Genomic DNA, 14338 nt, shown 5'->3' on the forward strand with positions numbered 1-14338 from the left:
CGGTCGGATGAGTTCCACGTACAGATAGGCGACTACGCTGCGCGTCCATGAACGCTGTATCGAGGATTGCGGTGGTGACGGGAGCGGGTTCGGGCATCGGCCGGAGCGTGGCGCTGACGCTGGCGGGTGCGGGCTGGTCGGTGGTCCTGGCGGGTCGGCGGGCCGAGGCCCTGGCGGAAACGGCGTCTCTGGCGGGCGGGGATGTGCTGTGCTTCCCCACTGATGTGACGTCACCGGCCGATGTCACCACGCTGTTCACCGCGGTACGGGAACACCACGGCCGACTTGACCTGCTGTTCAACAACGCAGGCACATCCGGCCCCCGCGTCAGCTTCGAGGACCTGACGTACGAGGCCTGGCGCACGGTGGTGGACGTGAACCTGACGGGCGCGTTCCTGTGCGCTCAGGCGGCGTTCCGGGCGATGAAGGAGCAGTCGCCGCAGGGCGGCCGGATCATCAACAACGGCTCGATCTCGGCGCATGTGCCGCGCCCGAACTCGGCGCCGTACACCTCGACGAAGCACGCGATGACGGGCCTGACGAAGTCGCTGTCGCTCGACGGGAGGGCGTACTCGATCGCGTGCGGCCAGATCGACATCGGCAACGCGGCGACCGAGATGACGGAGCGGATGCAGGCGGGGATCCTGCAGGCCAACGGGGACGTGATGGTGGAGCCGGTGATGGACGCGGCGGATGTGGCGCGGACGGTGCTCCATATGGCGGAGCTGCCCCTGGCGGCGAATGTGCAGTTCGCGACGGTGATGGCGACGGCCATGCCGTACATCGGCCGGGGCTGAACTCCCTTTCTGGCGGGCGCGGCGGTCGCGTAGGGTTCCGGCCATGATCACGACTGCCGATGTGCTGCGCTACACGGCCTTCTCGACCGACCCCGAAGGGGGCAACCCCGCGGGGGTCGTCCTGGATGCGTCCGGGCTCGACGACGCGGCGATGCTCGCGGTCGCGGCCGAGGTCGGCTACAGCGAGTCCGCGTTCCTGACGGCACCGCCCGAGGGCCTCGGCGTCTCCGGGCAGGGCCTCGGCGTGTCCGGGCAGGCCTTCACCGTCCGGTACTTCAGCCCGAAGGCCGAGGTCCCGTTCTGTGGTCACGCCACGGTCGCGACGGCCGTCGCGCTGGCGGAGCGCACCGGCCCCGGCGACTTCGTCTTCGTCACCCGCGTCGGCCCCGTGCCGGTGACGGTCGAGTCTGTGGACGGCGTGCTGCGCGCGACGCTCACCAGCGTCGAGCCGCACGTCGAGGAGGCGGCCGCCGATGATGTGCGCGAGGCACTCGCCGCTCTCGACTGGGCCGCCGAGGACCTGGATCCGGCGCTGCCGCCGCGTATCGCCTTCGCGGGCGCGCGCCATCTGGTCCTGGCGGCCGCGACCCGCGCCCGGCTCGCGGATCTTCAGTACGACTTCGCACGCCTCGAAGCGCTGATGCACCGCCTCGACCTGACGACGGTCCAGTTGGCGTGGCGCGAGTCCGCCTCGGTGTTCCATGTCCGGGACCCGTTCCCGGTGGGCGGTGTGGTCGAGGATCCGGCGACGGGCGCGGCGGCGGCGGCGTTCGGTGCGTACGTGCGCGAACTCGGCCTCGTACCGGGCGAATCGGAACTCATCCTGCACCAGGGCGAGGACATGGGCCGTCCCGGAGTGCTCACGGTGACGCTCAGCGAAGGCGATCCGCGGGTGCGGGTGAGCGGCTCAGGGGCCCGCATTCCCGACGTCGGCTGAGGCCGGCCCGCCGCTGAGGTTCGCCACCGAGGTCTGCCACCGGGATGCGCCACCGAGCTCCGCTGCTGAGGTCCCGTCACCGAGATCCCGTCATCGAGGCCGGCCGGTCAGGCCTGCCCGGTCTCGAAGCGGCCGACCTTCCCGCCCTCCACCTTGAACTTCCAGGAGGTCCTCATCTCGCCCCAGGTGTCATTGAGGTAGCGGGCGACCAGGGACAGCCCGTCGGCGGACTGCGAATCGACCTCCATATGCCCGCGCGAGGAGAAGATCTCACGCTCGGTCCAGTCGTCGAGGTCGCGGTCGCTGCCGTCGTCGGACATGGTCGCGCCCGGCGCGAGGATGGCTTGGAAGCGTTCGCGGTCACCGGCGTTGAGGGCGCCGACGAAGGCGCGGACGGCGGGTTCGTTGAGCTTGTCCACGGAAATGGTCACGGGGTCTCCTTCGCTACGAGGACTGGGCGGAGCCACCTCCATCCCTACACCTCCGGACCCCGCCTCACCCTTTGGCGTCGGCCACCTGCGCGAGCCGTTCCTCGTCGGCTGCGCCCCGCCGACTGCACCCCGCCGACTGCACCCCGAAAGCACCCCATACATGGCAGGCTGCGCGCATGAATCACACCCTGGACCCCATCTGGGACACGGTCGGCCGGCTGCACGACTGGCTCGACGCGGAGAGCGATCTGCCGCCCCAACAGGAGACGTTGCTACGGATGTTGAAGCTGTCGGAGGAGGTCGGCGAGGTAGCCCAGGCGATCATCGGCGCGACGGGCCAGAACCCGCGCAAGGGGACGACGCACAGCTGGCAGGACGTGGAGTCGGAGCTCTGCGACGTGATCATCACGGCGATGGTGGCGTTGCGGACGCTCACGCCGGACGCGCCGGAGGTCTTCGACGCGCATCTTCGCGGTATTGCGGTGCGTTCGCTGGAGCGGTCACCGGACTGACCCGCCCCCGTCCGCCGCCGCGTGTCAGCCCTGACACTTTTCGCTGGTTTTCGGCGCTTTCGACATCGCCGTGGACCGACAGCGGGAAAGGTGGTTCCCGGAGTTCAACCCGTCAGGACAGTGGCGTGGCTGAAGAAGGGACCGAGTTGACCGCCGAGACCCCTGAGACCACCGAAACCACGAAGACCACCGAAACCATCAAGACCACCGAAGCCGCCGAGAACCCCGGTGAGGAGCTGCGGTACCGCTCAGCCACACTTGCCGCCTTCGAGCAGCAGCCGGTCACCACGAAGGCGATGGCCAAGCGGCTGCCCCAGCTCGTACGCAAGGCTCTGGCCCTCGCCTGGCGCGTCGACCGGCGCGCGGTCGTCACCCTCCTTGTCTGCCAGGCCCTTTCAGGCTTCATGGAGGCGTTCGGGCTGCTCGCGACGACGAGCACGATCACGGCGCTGATCGCCGGCGGCAATATGGGCGACAACCTTCTGGACGCCCTCCCTTCGATCGGCGTACTGGCCGGCGCGGCCGGCCTGCGGGCCCTTCTGGGTATCGCCGTCAGCAACATCTCCAGCCGCCTGTCCCCCAGGATTTCCCGGGAGGCCGAGCTGCAGATGCTGAGCGCGGCGGTCAACGCGGAGCTGGCGGCGTACGACCATCCCGGCTTCAACGACAAGCGCGAGGCGGCCGACCGGGGCGCCGAGGTCGCCCAGGATCTCCTGACCGAATCCCAGGACGTCATGGCCTGCGTCGCCTCGCTCGTCGCGGCGGCCGGAGTGGTCACGGTCCTGCATCCGGTCCTGCTGCCACTGCTGATGCTCGCCGCGGTCCCGCAGGGAATCGCGAGCGTGAAGGGCGCCCGCGTCCACTACGAGACCTCGCGCGCCATGGCCGCGGAGCGCCGGACCCTGAACCTGCTGCGCTGGTTCGTGGTCGACAAGGACACCGCCGACCAGCTGCGCTCGTGCACCATGGCGGAGTTCCTCCTGAACCGCTACCGGGCCATCGGCAACCGGGTCGACTCCGCGACCGACAAGGCCGTGCACCAGGGCGCGCGCTACGCGATCGTCGGCGCGATGGCCGGAGGGCTGGCGGCCGGGCTGGTGTGGGTGGCCCTCGCTCTGCTCCTGGCGTCGGGGCGGATGTCGGTCGCCTCGGCGGGCACGGCGGTCTTCGCCCTGCGTACGGTCGGCTCCTCGCTCCACGGCGTCGTCGGCTACGGCACCCGCCTCTTCCGCACCGGGCTCTATCTCGACGACTGGGCCGAGTTCATCGAGGAGGCCGGCGGCCACCGTCTGCATCGTGGCACTCTCACACCGCCGCCCCCGCAGACCGTCAAGGCCGAGGCCCTCACCTACCGCTACCCGGGCGCGGACCGCCCCGCGCTGGAGAAGGTCAGTCTCGAGGTCCGCCGGGGCGAAGTCCTGGCTCTGGTAGGCGAGAACGGCTCCGGCAAGACCACTCTCAGCAAGCTCCTGACCGGCCTCTACCTTCCGACCGACGGCACCGTGACCTGGGACGGGAAGGACGTCGCCGACTTCGATCCGCACGCCCTGTGGACGCAGACCGCGATCGTCCCGCAGGACTTCGCGCACTGGCCCATGTCCGCCAGGGACAACATCACGCTGGGCCAGCTCCACGACGGCGACGAGGCGGTTCTCCGCGCCGCCGCACGCTCCGGGGCCGCCGAGGTGGTCGACGGTCTGCGCAGCGGTCTGGACACGCTGCTCGCGCGGGAGTGGTTCGGCGGGGTGGAACTGTCCGGCGGCCAGTGGCAGCGCATCGCCATCGCGCGCGCCTTCCACCGCCCGGCCGGGCTGCTCGTCATGGACGAACCCACCAGCGCACTCGACGCCCGCGCCGAGCACCGCATCTTCACCGGACTCCGGGACATCGCCAAGGACCGCGCCGTCGTGCTCGTCACCCACCGCCTCGCCAATGTCGCCGTCGCGGACCAGATCGTCGTACTCGACCACGGGCGCGTCATCCAGCAGGGCACCTTCGGGGAACTGGTCGGATCCCCCGGGCTCTTCCAGGAACTGTGGGTCCTTCAGAACGACCGGGGCGTACCGGCACCACGCCGCGCGGAGCGACCGTGAGCACCGTCGCCGCACGCCGGGCCGCCTCGTGGCAGCCGCCGTCGGTGGAGGCCGCGGCGATCCATGCATCACTCGGAGTAACGGTGCCGGCACGATTGGCAACCGGGTCGAGCGACAGAGCCTCTGACCGTACAGAGTCACTCAGATATCTGCACAATGGATGACAAAGACGCCTGAGCCTCTATCGGCGCCCGGTGGGTGGGGCGAGGCGATGCGTTGTGCCGCGGGTGGAAGGCGACAGTCGTGCCGTCAGATCGGTCGGGGGGCGAGAAGGCTCCCGGTCCGCTCTGGTCCGAGCCCGGGACGCTACTGCAACACGTGGCCGTTGCCGTCTTCGGCATCGATGATGACGACCGGATCTGCTACTGGGGACCCGGCGCGCGGGACCTCTTCGGGCACGACCCCGCTGCGGTGCTGCGCAAACCCGCCGGCGTGCTCTTCCCGGATCCGCCCCGCGGCGCCCCTGACGCTTCGATCCGGCTGGCGGAGCGAGGCCGCACCCTGGGGTACTGGCGCGGCCGGCTGCAGGCACGGCACCTGGACGGCGCGGTCTTCGACTGCGGTTTCCGGGTCTTCCCCGTCACCGGCGCAGGGGGCCGTTCGGTGGTCATGGCCTTGGCGAGCCGCAGTGACGAACTCGATCGGGTGAAGACCAACCTGGCCTTCCTTGACGCCCTCTTCGAGACCTGCCCCATTGGCCTGGTCATGCTCGACGAGGAGTTGCGGTACGTCCACCTCAACCAGGCGCTCGCCGACATGGACGGACTTCCCATCGAGGAGCACCTCGGACGGCGGATGGAAGAGATCATGATCACCTCCGACGGGGGTGAGTACCAGCGGATACTGCGCGCGGTCGCCGCGGAGGGACGGCCCGTCGTGGGCGCGCTGGTGGGTGTACGCACGCCGGGTCACCCGGATCGTGATCAGGTGCGGTCGGTGAGTTTCTTCCCCCTCAGCGGCGCGGTCGGAAGCCGGTCCGGAGTGGGCGGCCTGCTGGTGGATGTGACCGACCGGGAGCAGGCCATCATGGAGGCAACCGCCGGTCGTCAGCGGCTGGCTCTGCTGGACCGGGCCGCGGCCCGGATCGGCACCACCCTGGACGTGAACGTCACCGCCCGGGAGCTGGTCGACGCCGCGGTTCCCGACTTCTCGGACGCCTCCGTCGTGGAAGTCGTGGAGTGGATGGACGAGCCTGAGGTGTTCGACCCGGAACTTCCGCTGGTCACGCGCCGGATCGCCTCCGGCACCATCCTGCCCCCGCCCGCCACCGAACTCGTGAGCGGGCTGGAGAGCGTGACATACCCACCGGGTTCCGCCATCCACCGGATGCTGCGCACGGGCCGCCCCGTCTCCGTCCTGGTGAACGACGAGTTCATGACCCGGACCGTCATCCACCAGGCCCGCGCACAGCTCCTCAGAGACAGCGGCCTGGCCTGCATCCTCATCGCCCCGCTCATCGCCCGGGGCACGGTCCAGGGCCTCACCATGTTCGGACGCTCCGCGGACAGGCCGGCCTTCACCGAGGAGGACCTCAGCCTGGCCGGCGAGCTCGCCTCCCGCGCCGCGCTCTGCCTGGACAACGCGCGTCTCTACAGCCGAGTGCATGACATCGCGGTCACCCTCCAGCGCGCGCTGCTCCCCAGCGCCCTGGCGACGAGCCCTTATGTGCAGGTCGCCCACCGCTACCTGCCCGGCAGCCACATCACCGAGGTCGGCGGCGACTGGTACGACGTGATCAACCTGCCCGGCGACCGGGTCGCCCTGGTCGTCGGTGACGTGATGGGCCACGGGGTGCCGGCCGCCGCGGCCATGGGGAGGCTGCGCATCACGGCCAAGGCACTTGCCAGGCACACCCAGGAACCGCACGAACTGCTCGCCGAGCTCGACACCTGTGCCCAGGAGGCGGGAATCGAGCTGGCGACCTGCCTCTACATCCTGTACGACCCCACGACCGGCCGCGCCCGCATGGCCAGCGCCGGCCACCCCCCGCCCCTCGTACGCCACCCTGACGGCACGGTCGAGACCATCAGCAATGTCCTGGGAGTTCCCCTCGGGGTGGGCGGTCACCCCTTCACAACAATCGAGATCACCCTGCCGGAGGACGCCATTCTCGCCCTGTACACCGACGGCCTCATCGAAGCACGCGGCCAGGACATCGAAGAGGGCCTGGCCGCGGTGCGTGCCGAACTACGCAGGGCGTCGGGCCAGTTGGAGGAAACAGCGGACCGCATGCTCTCGAGCCTGCTGCCCGACCCGCCGGACGACGACACGGTGCTCGTCCTCGCCCGCGTCCGCCGCAGTCCTCCGCGTAGCCCGTAGTTCGCAGCAGAACGACTCACCGCGCGCTACGGGCAGCGGTCAACGTCCGCGGGTTGCTCCGCGCCGCCGGTGCGCGGGAAGGGGTGAAACCGCGTAGGAGGCGTCTTCTTCCTCCTCATCCAGTGGCGGCAGCTCGACGGTGTACTGCGGCTGAAGAAACAGATCGTGGTGCTGCGGCGCAGCTGGCGAGCCTGCCGTGGTCTGTCCGGGCCGGGCAGGTTCGAGGTGGGGAGAGGCAGCAGTCATGCACAACCATCCAGAGTTTGAGAGCCGCGCGGATCCAAGGCGGAACTGTCGACCGGTGATGATCGGTATGTCTCTGCTCCGCGTGCGCCACTCCATTAGATCCTATTGGCGGCGGCAGGACGTCAGCACGCGAGTGAGCTGGTCATCCGGCACGAAGGCGACCGGCCTTCGACCGGCTTCAGCGACGCCTGAACCCCACCGCTGCAACCGCGCTTGACATCGGCTCGGCAGCGCGAGGAGCCGCCGCCGATACGGCCGGGCGGCTGACATGGCAGGGGCCGGGCCGGATTCTCCGTACGATCGGGGCAGGTTCCTTATGTGGTCATTCCCGTTTATGACTCGAATCCGGTGCGACGCACCCCCTGGGTCACCTACGCGCTGATCGTGGCCAACGTGGTCGTGTTCCTGCGTACGCCCGTGGCCGTGTCCTCGATCGCGGACGACAGCGGCCTCGCGCGGCTGTGCCATCTGCATGCCTTCCTCGAGCAGTGGGGCGCCGTCCCGCGGGAGCTGATCCACAACCGGGTGCCGGACCTGGTCCCGACCGGGACCCCCGCGGTGGGCCCCCAGGGGCCGGGTTGCCTGCTCGGACCGCCCCGTTACGACAAGGCGCCTCCGCTGTCCGTGCTGACCTCGATGTTCCTGCACGGCAGCTGGCTGCACCTGCTGGGCAACATGCTCTTCTTGTGGATCTTCGGTGACAACATCGAGGACCGGTTGGGGCGGGTGCGGTACCTGCTGCTCTTCCTGTTCTGCGGGTACGTGGCCGGGTACGGCTTCGCGCTGGCCAACCCCGATTCCGCCGAACCGCTGATCGGGGCGTCCGGGGCAATCGCCGGCGTGCTGGGCGCCTACCTGGTGCTCTACCCGCGGGTTCGGGTGTGGGGCCTGGTGCCCTTCCTGTTCTTCTTCCCTCTGCGGCTCCCCGCCTGGGCGGTGCTGGGACTGTGGTTCGTCCTGCAGGCGTTCTACTCGGCCGGCTACGGCGTCGCGGAGGTCGGCACCGTTGCCTATCTCGCCCATGTGGTCGGTTTCGTGGCCGGGGCGTTGCTGGCGCTTCCACTGCGGGCCAATACGCCGCCCCCGCCCGAACCGCAGCGGCTACACAGAAGGCCGCAGGTACCACCGCGTTGGTGAGTTGGGTCGAGTTCGTTCGAGTTCGTCGGCCAGTCGGCGCGGCCGCTCTGACGGGCCACGGTTTTGCCGTCCGGCAGGGCGCAGAGTGCCGAACGCCGTCTCCGGTTCACAGCTGATTGATCCATCCCACGAACAACACCGCCCCGCTGCGGCCAACAGGAGGGCGAGCGGCCTGCCACACCAGTGGGACCTCGATCCGGTGGACGGTTCCTGATTGCCGGAACCGAGTACGACCAGGCCACGCAGTAGCCATACGGTAGCGACGAGAATCGGCACGGCCAGCGCCGCGTGTGCCGCCCAGGCACCCGCCAGGGTGGGGCCGCCCCTGGTGATGCCCCGCCAGACCCAGACCGGCCGGGCCTGCCCAGGGTCTTCGCAACGAACGAACCGGCGGAACGGCGAAGTGACTGCTGCGTGATCTCCATGCTTCCACGATCACAGTCGTTGCCGGCCGGATCGATCCTGCCTGTACGAACGTCGCGGTGGGTTTTCCCCCGTACACCAAGGCAAGCCTCGATCAACTCGTGTTGATTCAGGAATGAGAAGCTGTGCCCGAACCGGCGTACTGAAGGTGGAGGGGAACCAACCCGCGAAGCCTTTCCATACCGGAGGTACCTCACCCGTGACCGCCACCAGAACAGCCCCGCCCCGGGCTGACCATCGCGACGCGGACGATCCGCAGGGTTGGCGGTTCAACTCACCTCTCGTCCTGACCATGTCGCTGCTCCTGGTGGTTGTGCTGCAGGGGCCGATCCGCCGGGCGTTGTCCGTGCCGGTGATGCAGAGCTGGATGACCGTGTTCGTCGCGGTGGTCGTCCAGGCCCTGCCCTTCCTGGTCCTCGGCGTGCTGCTGTCGGCGATCATCGCGGTGTTCGTCCCACCGTCGTTCTTTGCCCGCGCGCTGCCGAAACAGCCGGCCCTCGCGGTGCCGGTCGCCGGGATGGCCGGGGCGGTCCTGCCCGGCTGCGAGTGTGCCTCCGTGCCGGTGGCCGGGGCGCTGGTGCGCCGCGGCGTCACCCCCGCGGCGGCGTTGACGTTCCTGCTGTCCGCCCCGGCGATCAACCCGATCGTGCTGACCGCCACCGCCGTCGCGTTTCCCCGCGACCCGCAGATGGTTCTCGCCCGGCTCGTGGCGAGTCTGCTCGTGGCGTGCGCGATGGGCTGGTTGTGGCAGCGGCTGGGCCGCAGCGACTGGCTGCGCCCACCGGCCCACCCGTCGTTCGACGGCCTCGGCAAGGGGGCGGCGTTCTGGGGATCCGTACGGCACGACGTGATGCACGCCGGCGGCTTCCTCGTCGTCGGCGCGATGGCCGCGGCCACCCTCAAAGCCGTGGTACCGGCAAGCTGGCTGCACACCGCGGCCAACAACCCTGTGGTGTCGATCCTCACCCTGGCGATCCTCGCGGTGGTGTTGTCGATCTGCTCCGAGGCCGACGCGTTCGTGGCCACGTCCCTGACCCAGTTCTCGCTCACCGCCCGGCTGGCATTCCTCGTCGTCGGACCGATGATCGACCTGAAGCTGTTCGCCATGCAGGCCGCCACGTTCGGCCGCGGGTTCGCGCTGCGGTTCGCCCCCGCCACCTTCACCCTGGCCGTCCTCATGTCGGTCCTGGTCGGGGCGGTCCTGCTGTGAACCGGCAGGCGCAAGCAGCCGTGCTGTTCCTCATCGGCGCGGCGGTGCTGCACGCCGGCTTCACGGACCTCTACCTGCGCTACGTCAAGGCCGGGTTGCGCCCGTTGCTGCTGGTGGCCGGCATCGTCCTGATCGTCGCCGCCGTCGCCACCGTCTGGTACGAACTGCGACGGCCGCGCGCGACCGAGGAGAACCAGCCCGGGCGTGAGCACCACGACCGTCGCGGCCACGCCCATCGCGAACCACGCATATCCTGGCTCCTCGTCCTGCCCGTGCTCGCTCTCATCCTGGTCGCCCCACCGGCACTGGGCTCCTACAGCGCCCTGCGCGCCGGCACGGCCCTGCAACAACCCTGGGGCTTCCCCACCCTCCCCGCCGGCGACCCTCTCCAGCTCAGCGTCGTCGATTACGCCGGCCGCGCGGTCTACGACCACGGACACTCACTCGGCGACCGGCGGATCAAAATCACCGGCTTCATCACCCTCGACGGCAGCGGCGCACCCTACCTCGTCCGCATGAGCCTCAACTGCTGCGCTGCCGACGCCCAACCCGTCAAGATCGGCCTGTCCGGACGGATTCCCCCCGCCTCCGCCCTGCAACCCGACACCTGGCTCGAAGTCATCGGCACCTACACCGGCAAACAGACCAGGGACCCCGTCAACGACGGCATCATCCCGTTCATCGACGTCAGCCGGGCCAGACCGGTCCCGGCCCCACCCAACCAGTACGAAAACTGAGGTGGTTGAGCGCGCCATCGGCCGTAGCCGGGCATGGTGAAGGGTTGATCCGACATGCCACGCTGTGGGGCTTCCCACTCCCGAGGCGGCGCCTCTACGGCGGTCAGCTCCACCGTCTCGCCGAACGTCTTGGGGTCACGTCGTGCGGCAGGCCGCCCTACGGTGTGGTGTCGGCGCAGACCGCGTAGGGCGTGAAGGTCCTGCAGCGGGCGGTGCCCGGCCCGGAGCTGTCGGCGCCACGATCGGGTGCGGGACTCCAGCCCCTGGAGCGGGGCCTCCAGCTCGGCCGCAGCCTCAGGCCGGCAGGCCGCCTCCGCCCATGCCCGAAGGTCCTCGGCGGTCGCGGTCTGCCGGCCGGTCTCCAACTTCGACACTTTCGACTGCGGCCGGCCCAGCCGTTCCGTGACCAGCGCGGCCCGACACCGGGCCGCGCTGCTCACGGAGCCGCCCGCCGAGGGAAACGCGGGACTGCTGGAAGTCCGTGGTCACCCGGACGGTACCGCTACCCCTCGGCGTGCGGTGCCGCGTTGCGCCAAGCAGCCTCGCGAGCCTGGCAGTAGCGCACGACATCCATCGGGTTGGTAACCAGCTCGACCCCGGCCGGGGCACTTCGGAGAACGTCCGCCGCTACTTCAAACCGTCGCCAGAGGCGATTGCCGAGCTCACGAGCCTGCTCGCACCCGGCGGCAGCAACCGCTGAGTCGCGTTCCTTGATCCTTCTCGGTGGCAACGGCGGAGGCGGAGAGGAGCGTCGCAGCGGCGAGGCTGCCCCAGAGGGCGGCCGAGCCGTGGGGTGCGAGAGCGGTGATGGCCGCCGGGGAGACGGCGAGGCCGAAGCCCGTGGAGAGCTCGAAGCGGGCGAGGGTGCGTCCCAGGACATGGGCCGGGGCGAGGGCGGTGACGAGCGCGGTGGCGCTGCCGGCATAGATGATCTCGCCGATAGTGCAGACCACGGACACCGTGGCGACGGCCGGGGCACCCCAGCCGTGTCCCAGTGAGGTGGCCACGAGGAAGCCGAGGTAGGACGCGGTGAGTACCACGCCGGCGAGGGCCAGCACGGTCCGCCGGGAGAAGCGGGACATCAGGACGGTGACCGGAACCTGCAGGGTGACCACCAGCACCGTGTTGGCCACGAAGATGGCTGCCGACCACACCGGGGATGCGTGCAACTGTGTCAACAGGACCAGAGGGAGCGCGATTTCGGGGACGTTGAGGCAGAAGACGTAGACCACGTTGGCGGCCAGCAGCGCGCGCATCCGGGGTGCGGGCCCGTCGGCCCTGTCCATGGCCGGGGCAGCGGCCGGATGCGCGTGCAGGTGGACCGACCACGCCAAGGCCGCCGCAGTGAGATAGGCGAGCCCGGTGACGGCTGCCAGCGCCTGCAATGCGGTGGTGCCGCCCGCCAGGCAAGCGGTGGCGATGAGCGCGCCCGCGCCCAGGCCGGCGTTGCGCAGGGCGCGGCCTCCCGCGAGAGCGGTGTCGCGTTCCCGGCCGTGGGCGACCGTGGCCACGAGAGCTGCGTGGGCGGCCGGCCATGCCTGGTTGCCGATGCCGAGGAAGAGCGCCGCCGTCGCGAACAGCCAGACGTGCCCCGCCGGGGTGGCCAGCAGCAGCACCACGCCCAGCACCCGCACCAGCATCGACGCTGCCACGACCGTGCTGCGTGCACCCCGGTCCAGCCAACGGCCCACCGCGGGCATGCACACCAGGCCTACGACGACGCCGACCGTCATGGCGATGCCGGTGGCCGGCGCGGACAGCCTCAGCACCGTCACCCCGTAGAGCAGCAGAAAGGGCCGCAGCAGGCCGGTGCCGAGCGCGTCCACGGCCAGGGCGACGGCGTAGCGGGGGCCTCCGGAGGCACGGACGAGGGCGCGGGGCTGGATCTTGGTGGTGGTTGCCATGGCGTCAACGGTGCGTTCGGCCACAGGGCTGGGTACGTCGGTTGACGGACACCGTCAACCGACGCCGTCACCGGCCATCCGGTCAGGGATGCTGAGGGGATGACGTTGAGGATCGACATCAGCGGCCTGCCGTCCGAGCGACTGCGGTTCGCCGCCTCCCCGCTGGCCGAGCTGACGGCGATGCTGCATGTGCTGGCCGAACCCGGGCATCATCCGCAGCTCGCCGGCTGGGCCGGGGATGTCTGGGCGGGGCTGCGGCCGGAGCTGGCCGAGCGGTTGCGGGAGGCGGAGTTCCTCTGGCGTTCCTCACAAGCCGACTTCCTGGTCCCCGCCCGGCCTCGGCCGAGCCTCGCCGAGGAGTTGGACGACGTGGACCGGATCGACGACGAAACGTATGTGACCGCCGCGCTCGTCACCACGTGCGGCAGCAACCGGGTCCACTTTGCCGCGCCGTCGCCGCTCACCGACGCGACTGCGCGCGAGCGGGCCCTGGACCTGGCACAGGCCCGCGGCCCGCTGCAAGAGGCCTTCGCGGAACGGCTGCTCGCGGACCCGGCCGCTGTGCGGGCGCGGGTGCGCCACACCCTCGAACAGTGCGCCGAGGCCTTCTTCGACACCGCCTGGGCGGGCGTCGCCGTGCAGCTCGCCACCGACCTGCGCCTGAAGAACGACCTGCTGAAGCGCCAGGGCATCGGGGCGGCACTCGCATCGGTCTCCGACGCAGTCACCCTGGCACCGGACGGCGACTGCATCATCGTGGACAAGCTGCAGGACAAGGCGACCGCCGCCCACGGCACCGGGGTCACCTTCATCCCCAGTGTCTTCGGCAGCCCGCACCTGGTGGCGGTCCACACGCCCGGATGGCAGCCGGTGGTGCAGTACCCCGTGGCCGAGCCGAGTCCGTCAGAGCCGGTATCGCTGGAAACGGTCGGACTACGGCTGGAGGCACTCGCACATCCGGTACGGCTGCGGCTGCTGCGCACCCTGGCCCGCGGCCCGCACACCACCGGTGAGCTGGCCCACGCCTGGGAACTTTCACCCCCGGAGGTTTCCCGCCACCTCGCTGTCCTGCGCCGCGCGGGCCTGCTTACGGCCCGGCGGCACGGCCGTTACGTCCGTTACACCCTCAATCTGCCCGATCTGACGGCGCTGGGTGCCGACCTGCTGGCGGCCGTACTGCGCTGAGTAGCTTCGGTCTGTTGATCATGTTGCATCATCAGGGCCAAGACCGTGTCCTGCATGGTGAGGCGGAGGAGTCGTTCGTAGCAGCACAGGGCGGCGGCGAGTCCGAGAAAGGCCAGGTAATTTGCGGGGATGGCGTTCGTAACGCCGTTCCTCCGCTTCGATACCGACATCTGCCGGACCGTCTGCACGACCGATGCGATCGAATCGGTGAACGCGCGGATCCGCCGAGCAGTCAAGGCCCGTGGCCACTCTCCCAGCGACGGGGGGCCGGAGCGGTGTGGCAGACGAGTCGGGCTGTACGCCGGGAGTAGCTACCTGTGTGTCGCGATTCGTGCGATCGGCCTCTGAGCAGCGCGTGCGTTCCAAATGGCCACCGCTGCACATATCGCGTACACGTGACATCGCGT

The 14338-nt window shown here is 70.0% G+C and carries 11 protein-coding genes and 2 pseudogenes; 11 read left to right on the forward strand and 2 right to left on the reverse strand.

Features of this window, described 5'->3' with window-relative positions; genetic code table 11:
* Positions 1-47 precede the first annotated feature (47 nt).
* Positions 48-797 (forward strand): SDR family oxidoreductase, encoded by a 750-nt coding sequence (locus AB0D12_RS01645; RefSeq protein ID WP_362675933.1) that lies wholly within the window; start codon positions 48-50, stop codon positions 795-797.
* Positions 798-840: 43 nt separating this feature from the next.
* Positions 841-1734, forward strand: coding sequence for a PhzF family phenazine biosynthesis isomerase (locus AB0D12_RS01650; RefSeq protein ID WP_362675936.1), 894 nt, complete (start codon positions 841-843; stop codon positions 1732-1734).
* 107 nt (positions 1735-1841) lie between these two features.
* Here AB0D12_RS01650 and AB0D12_RS01655 read toward each other — a convergent pair whose 3' ends face one another.
* Positions 1842-2165: a nuclear transport factor 2 family protein gene (locus AB0D12_RS01655; RefSeq protein WP_362675939.1), complete on the reverse strand. Its 324-nt coding sequence runs from the start codon at positions 2163-2165 to the stop codon at positions 1842-1844.
* A gap of 176 nt (positions 2166-2341) precedes the next feature.
* On the opposite strand from AB0D12_RS01655, the gene AB0D12_RS01660 reads away from it, so the two are divergent.
* The 7 genes and pseudogenes from AB0D12_RS01660 to AB0D12_RS01690 form a co-directional block, all read left to right on the forward strand.
* A complete protein-coding gene (locus AB0D12_RS01660; protein WP_362675942.1) occupies positions 2342-2677 on the forward strand; it encodes a MazG-like family protein in 336 nt (111 codons plus the stop codon).
* A gap of 125 nt (positions 2678-2802) precedes the next feature.
* Positions 2803-4770, forward strand: a complete 1968-nt coding sequence (locus tag AB0D12_RS01665; protein WP_362675945.1) for an ABC transporter ATP-binding protein — start codon at positions 2803-2805, stop codon at positions 4768-4770.
* Positions 4771-5013: 243 nt separating this feature from the next.
* Entirely contained in the window at positions 5014-7089 is a 2076-nt protein-coding gene (locus tag AB0D12_RS01670; RefSeq protein WP_362675947.1) for a SpoIIE family protein phosphatase, read from the forward strand.
* Between the two features lie 564 nt (positions 7090-7653).
* Positions 7654-8472, forward strand: coding sequence for a rhomboid family intramembrane serine protease (locus AB0D12_RS01675; protein ID WP_362675949.1), 819 nt, complete (start codon positions 7654-7656; stop codon positions 8470-8472).
* A 622-nt stretch (positions 8473-9094) separates the two neighbouring features.
* Complete coding sequence (locus AB0D12_RS01680) at positions 9095-10105, forward strand: permease (protein WP_362675952.1); 1011 nt, start codon at positions 9095-9097, stop codon at positions 10103-10105.
* Complete coding sequence (locus AB0D12_RS01685; protein WP_362675954.1) at positions 10102-10842, forward strand: TIGR03943 family protein; 741 nt, start codon at positions 10102-10104, stop codon at positions 10840-10842. The genes AB0D12_RS01680 and AB0D12_RS01685 overlap by 4 nt, the downstream gene beginning before the upstream one ends.
* A 613-nt stretch (positions 10843-11455) precedes the next feature.
* Positions 11456-11542 (forward strand): annotated as a pseudogene (locus AB0D12_RS01690) (site-specific integrase); the annotation flags it as partial.
* On the opposite strand, the gene AB0D12_RS01695 reads toward AB0D12_RS01690, so the two are convergent.
* A complete protein-coding gene (locus AB0D12_RS01695) occupies positions 11505-12746 on the reverse strand; it encodes an MFS transporter (RefSeq protein WP_362675957.1) in 1242 nt (413 codons plus the stop codon). The pseudogene AB0D12_RS01690 and the gene AB0D12_RS01695 sit on opposite strands and share 38 nt — an antisense overlap.
* A gap of 99 nt (positions 12747-12845) precedes the next feature.
* Between AB0D12_RS01695 and AB0D12_RS01700 the strand changes: the two genes are divergently transcribed.
* Positions 12846-13931, forward strand: a complete 1086-nt coding sequence (locus tag AB0D12_RS01700) for a helix-turn-helix domain-containing protein (protein ID WP_362675959.1) — start codon at positions 12846-12848, stop codon at positions 13929-13931.
* Between the two features lie 138 nt (positions 13932-14069).
* Positions 14070-14192 (forward strand): annotated as a pseudogene (locus AB0D12_RS01705) (transposase); the annotation flags it as partial.
* Positions 14193-14338 lie beyond the last annotated feature (146 nt).

Source organism: Streptomyces sp. NPDC048479, from assembly GCF_040651435.1.
Classification (GTDB): domain Bacteria; phylum Actinomycetota; class Actinomycetes; order Streptomycetales; family Streptomycetaceae; genus Streptomyces.

Coding starts and splice junctions, on each gene's coding strand:
- AB0D12_RS01645 (WP_362675933.1), top strand. CDS start 48: ATGAACGCTGTATCGAGGATTGCGGTGGTGACGGGAGCGGGTTCGGGC.
- AB0D12_RS01650 (WP_362675936.1), top strand. CDS start 841: ATGATCACGACTGCCGATGTGCTGCGCTACACGGCCTTCTCGACCGAC.
- AB0D12_RS01660 (WP_362675942.1), top strand. CDS start 2,342: ATGAATCACACCCTGGACCCCATCTGGGACACGGTCGGCCGGCTGCAC.
- AB0D12_RS01695 (WP_362675957.1), bottom strand. CDS start 12,746: ATGGCAACCACCACCAAGATCCAGCCCCGCGCCCTCGTCCGTGCCTCC.
- AB0D12_RS01700 (WP_362675959.1), top strand. CDS start 12,846: ATGACGTTGAGGATCGACATCAGCGGCCTGCCGTCCGAGCGACTGCGG.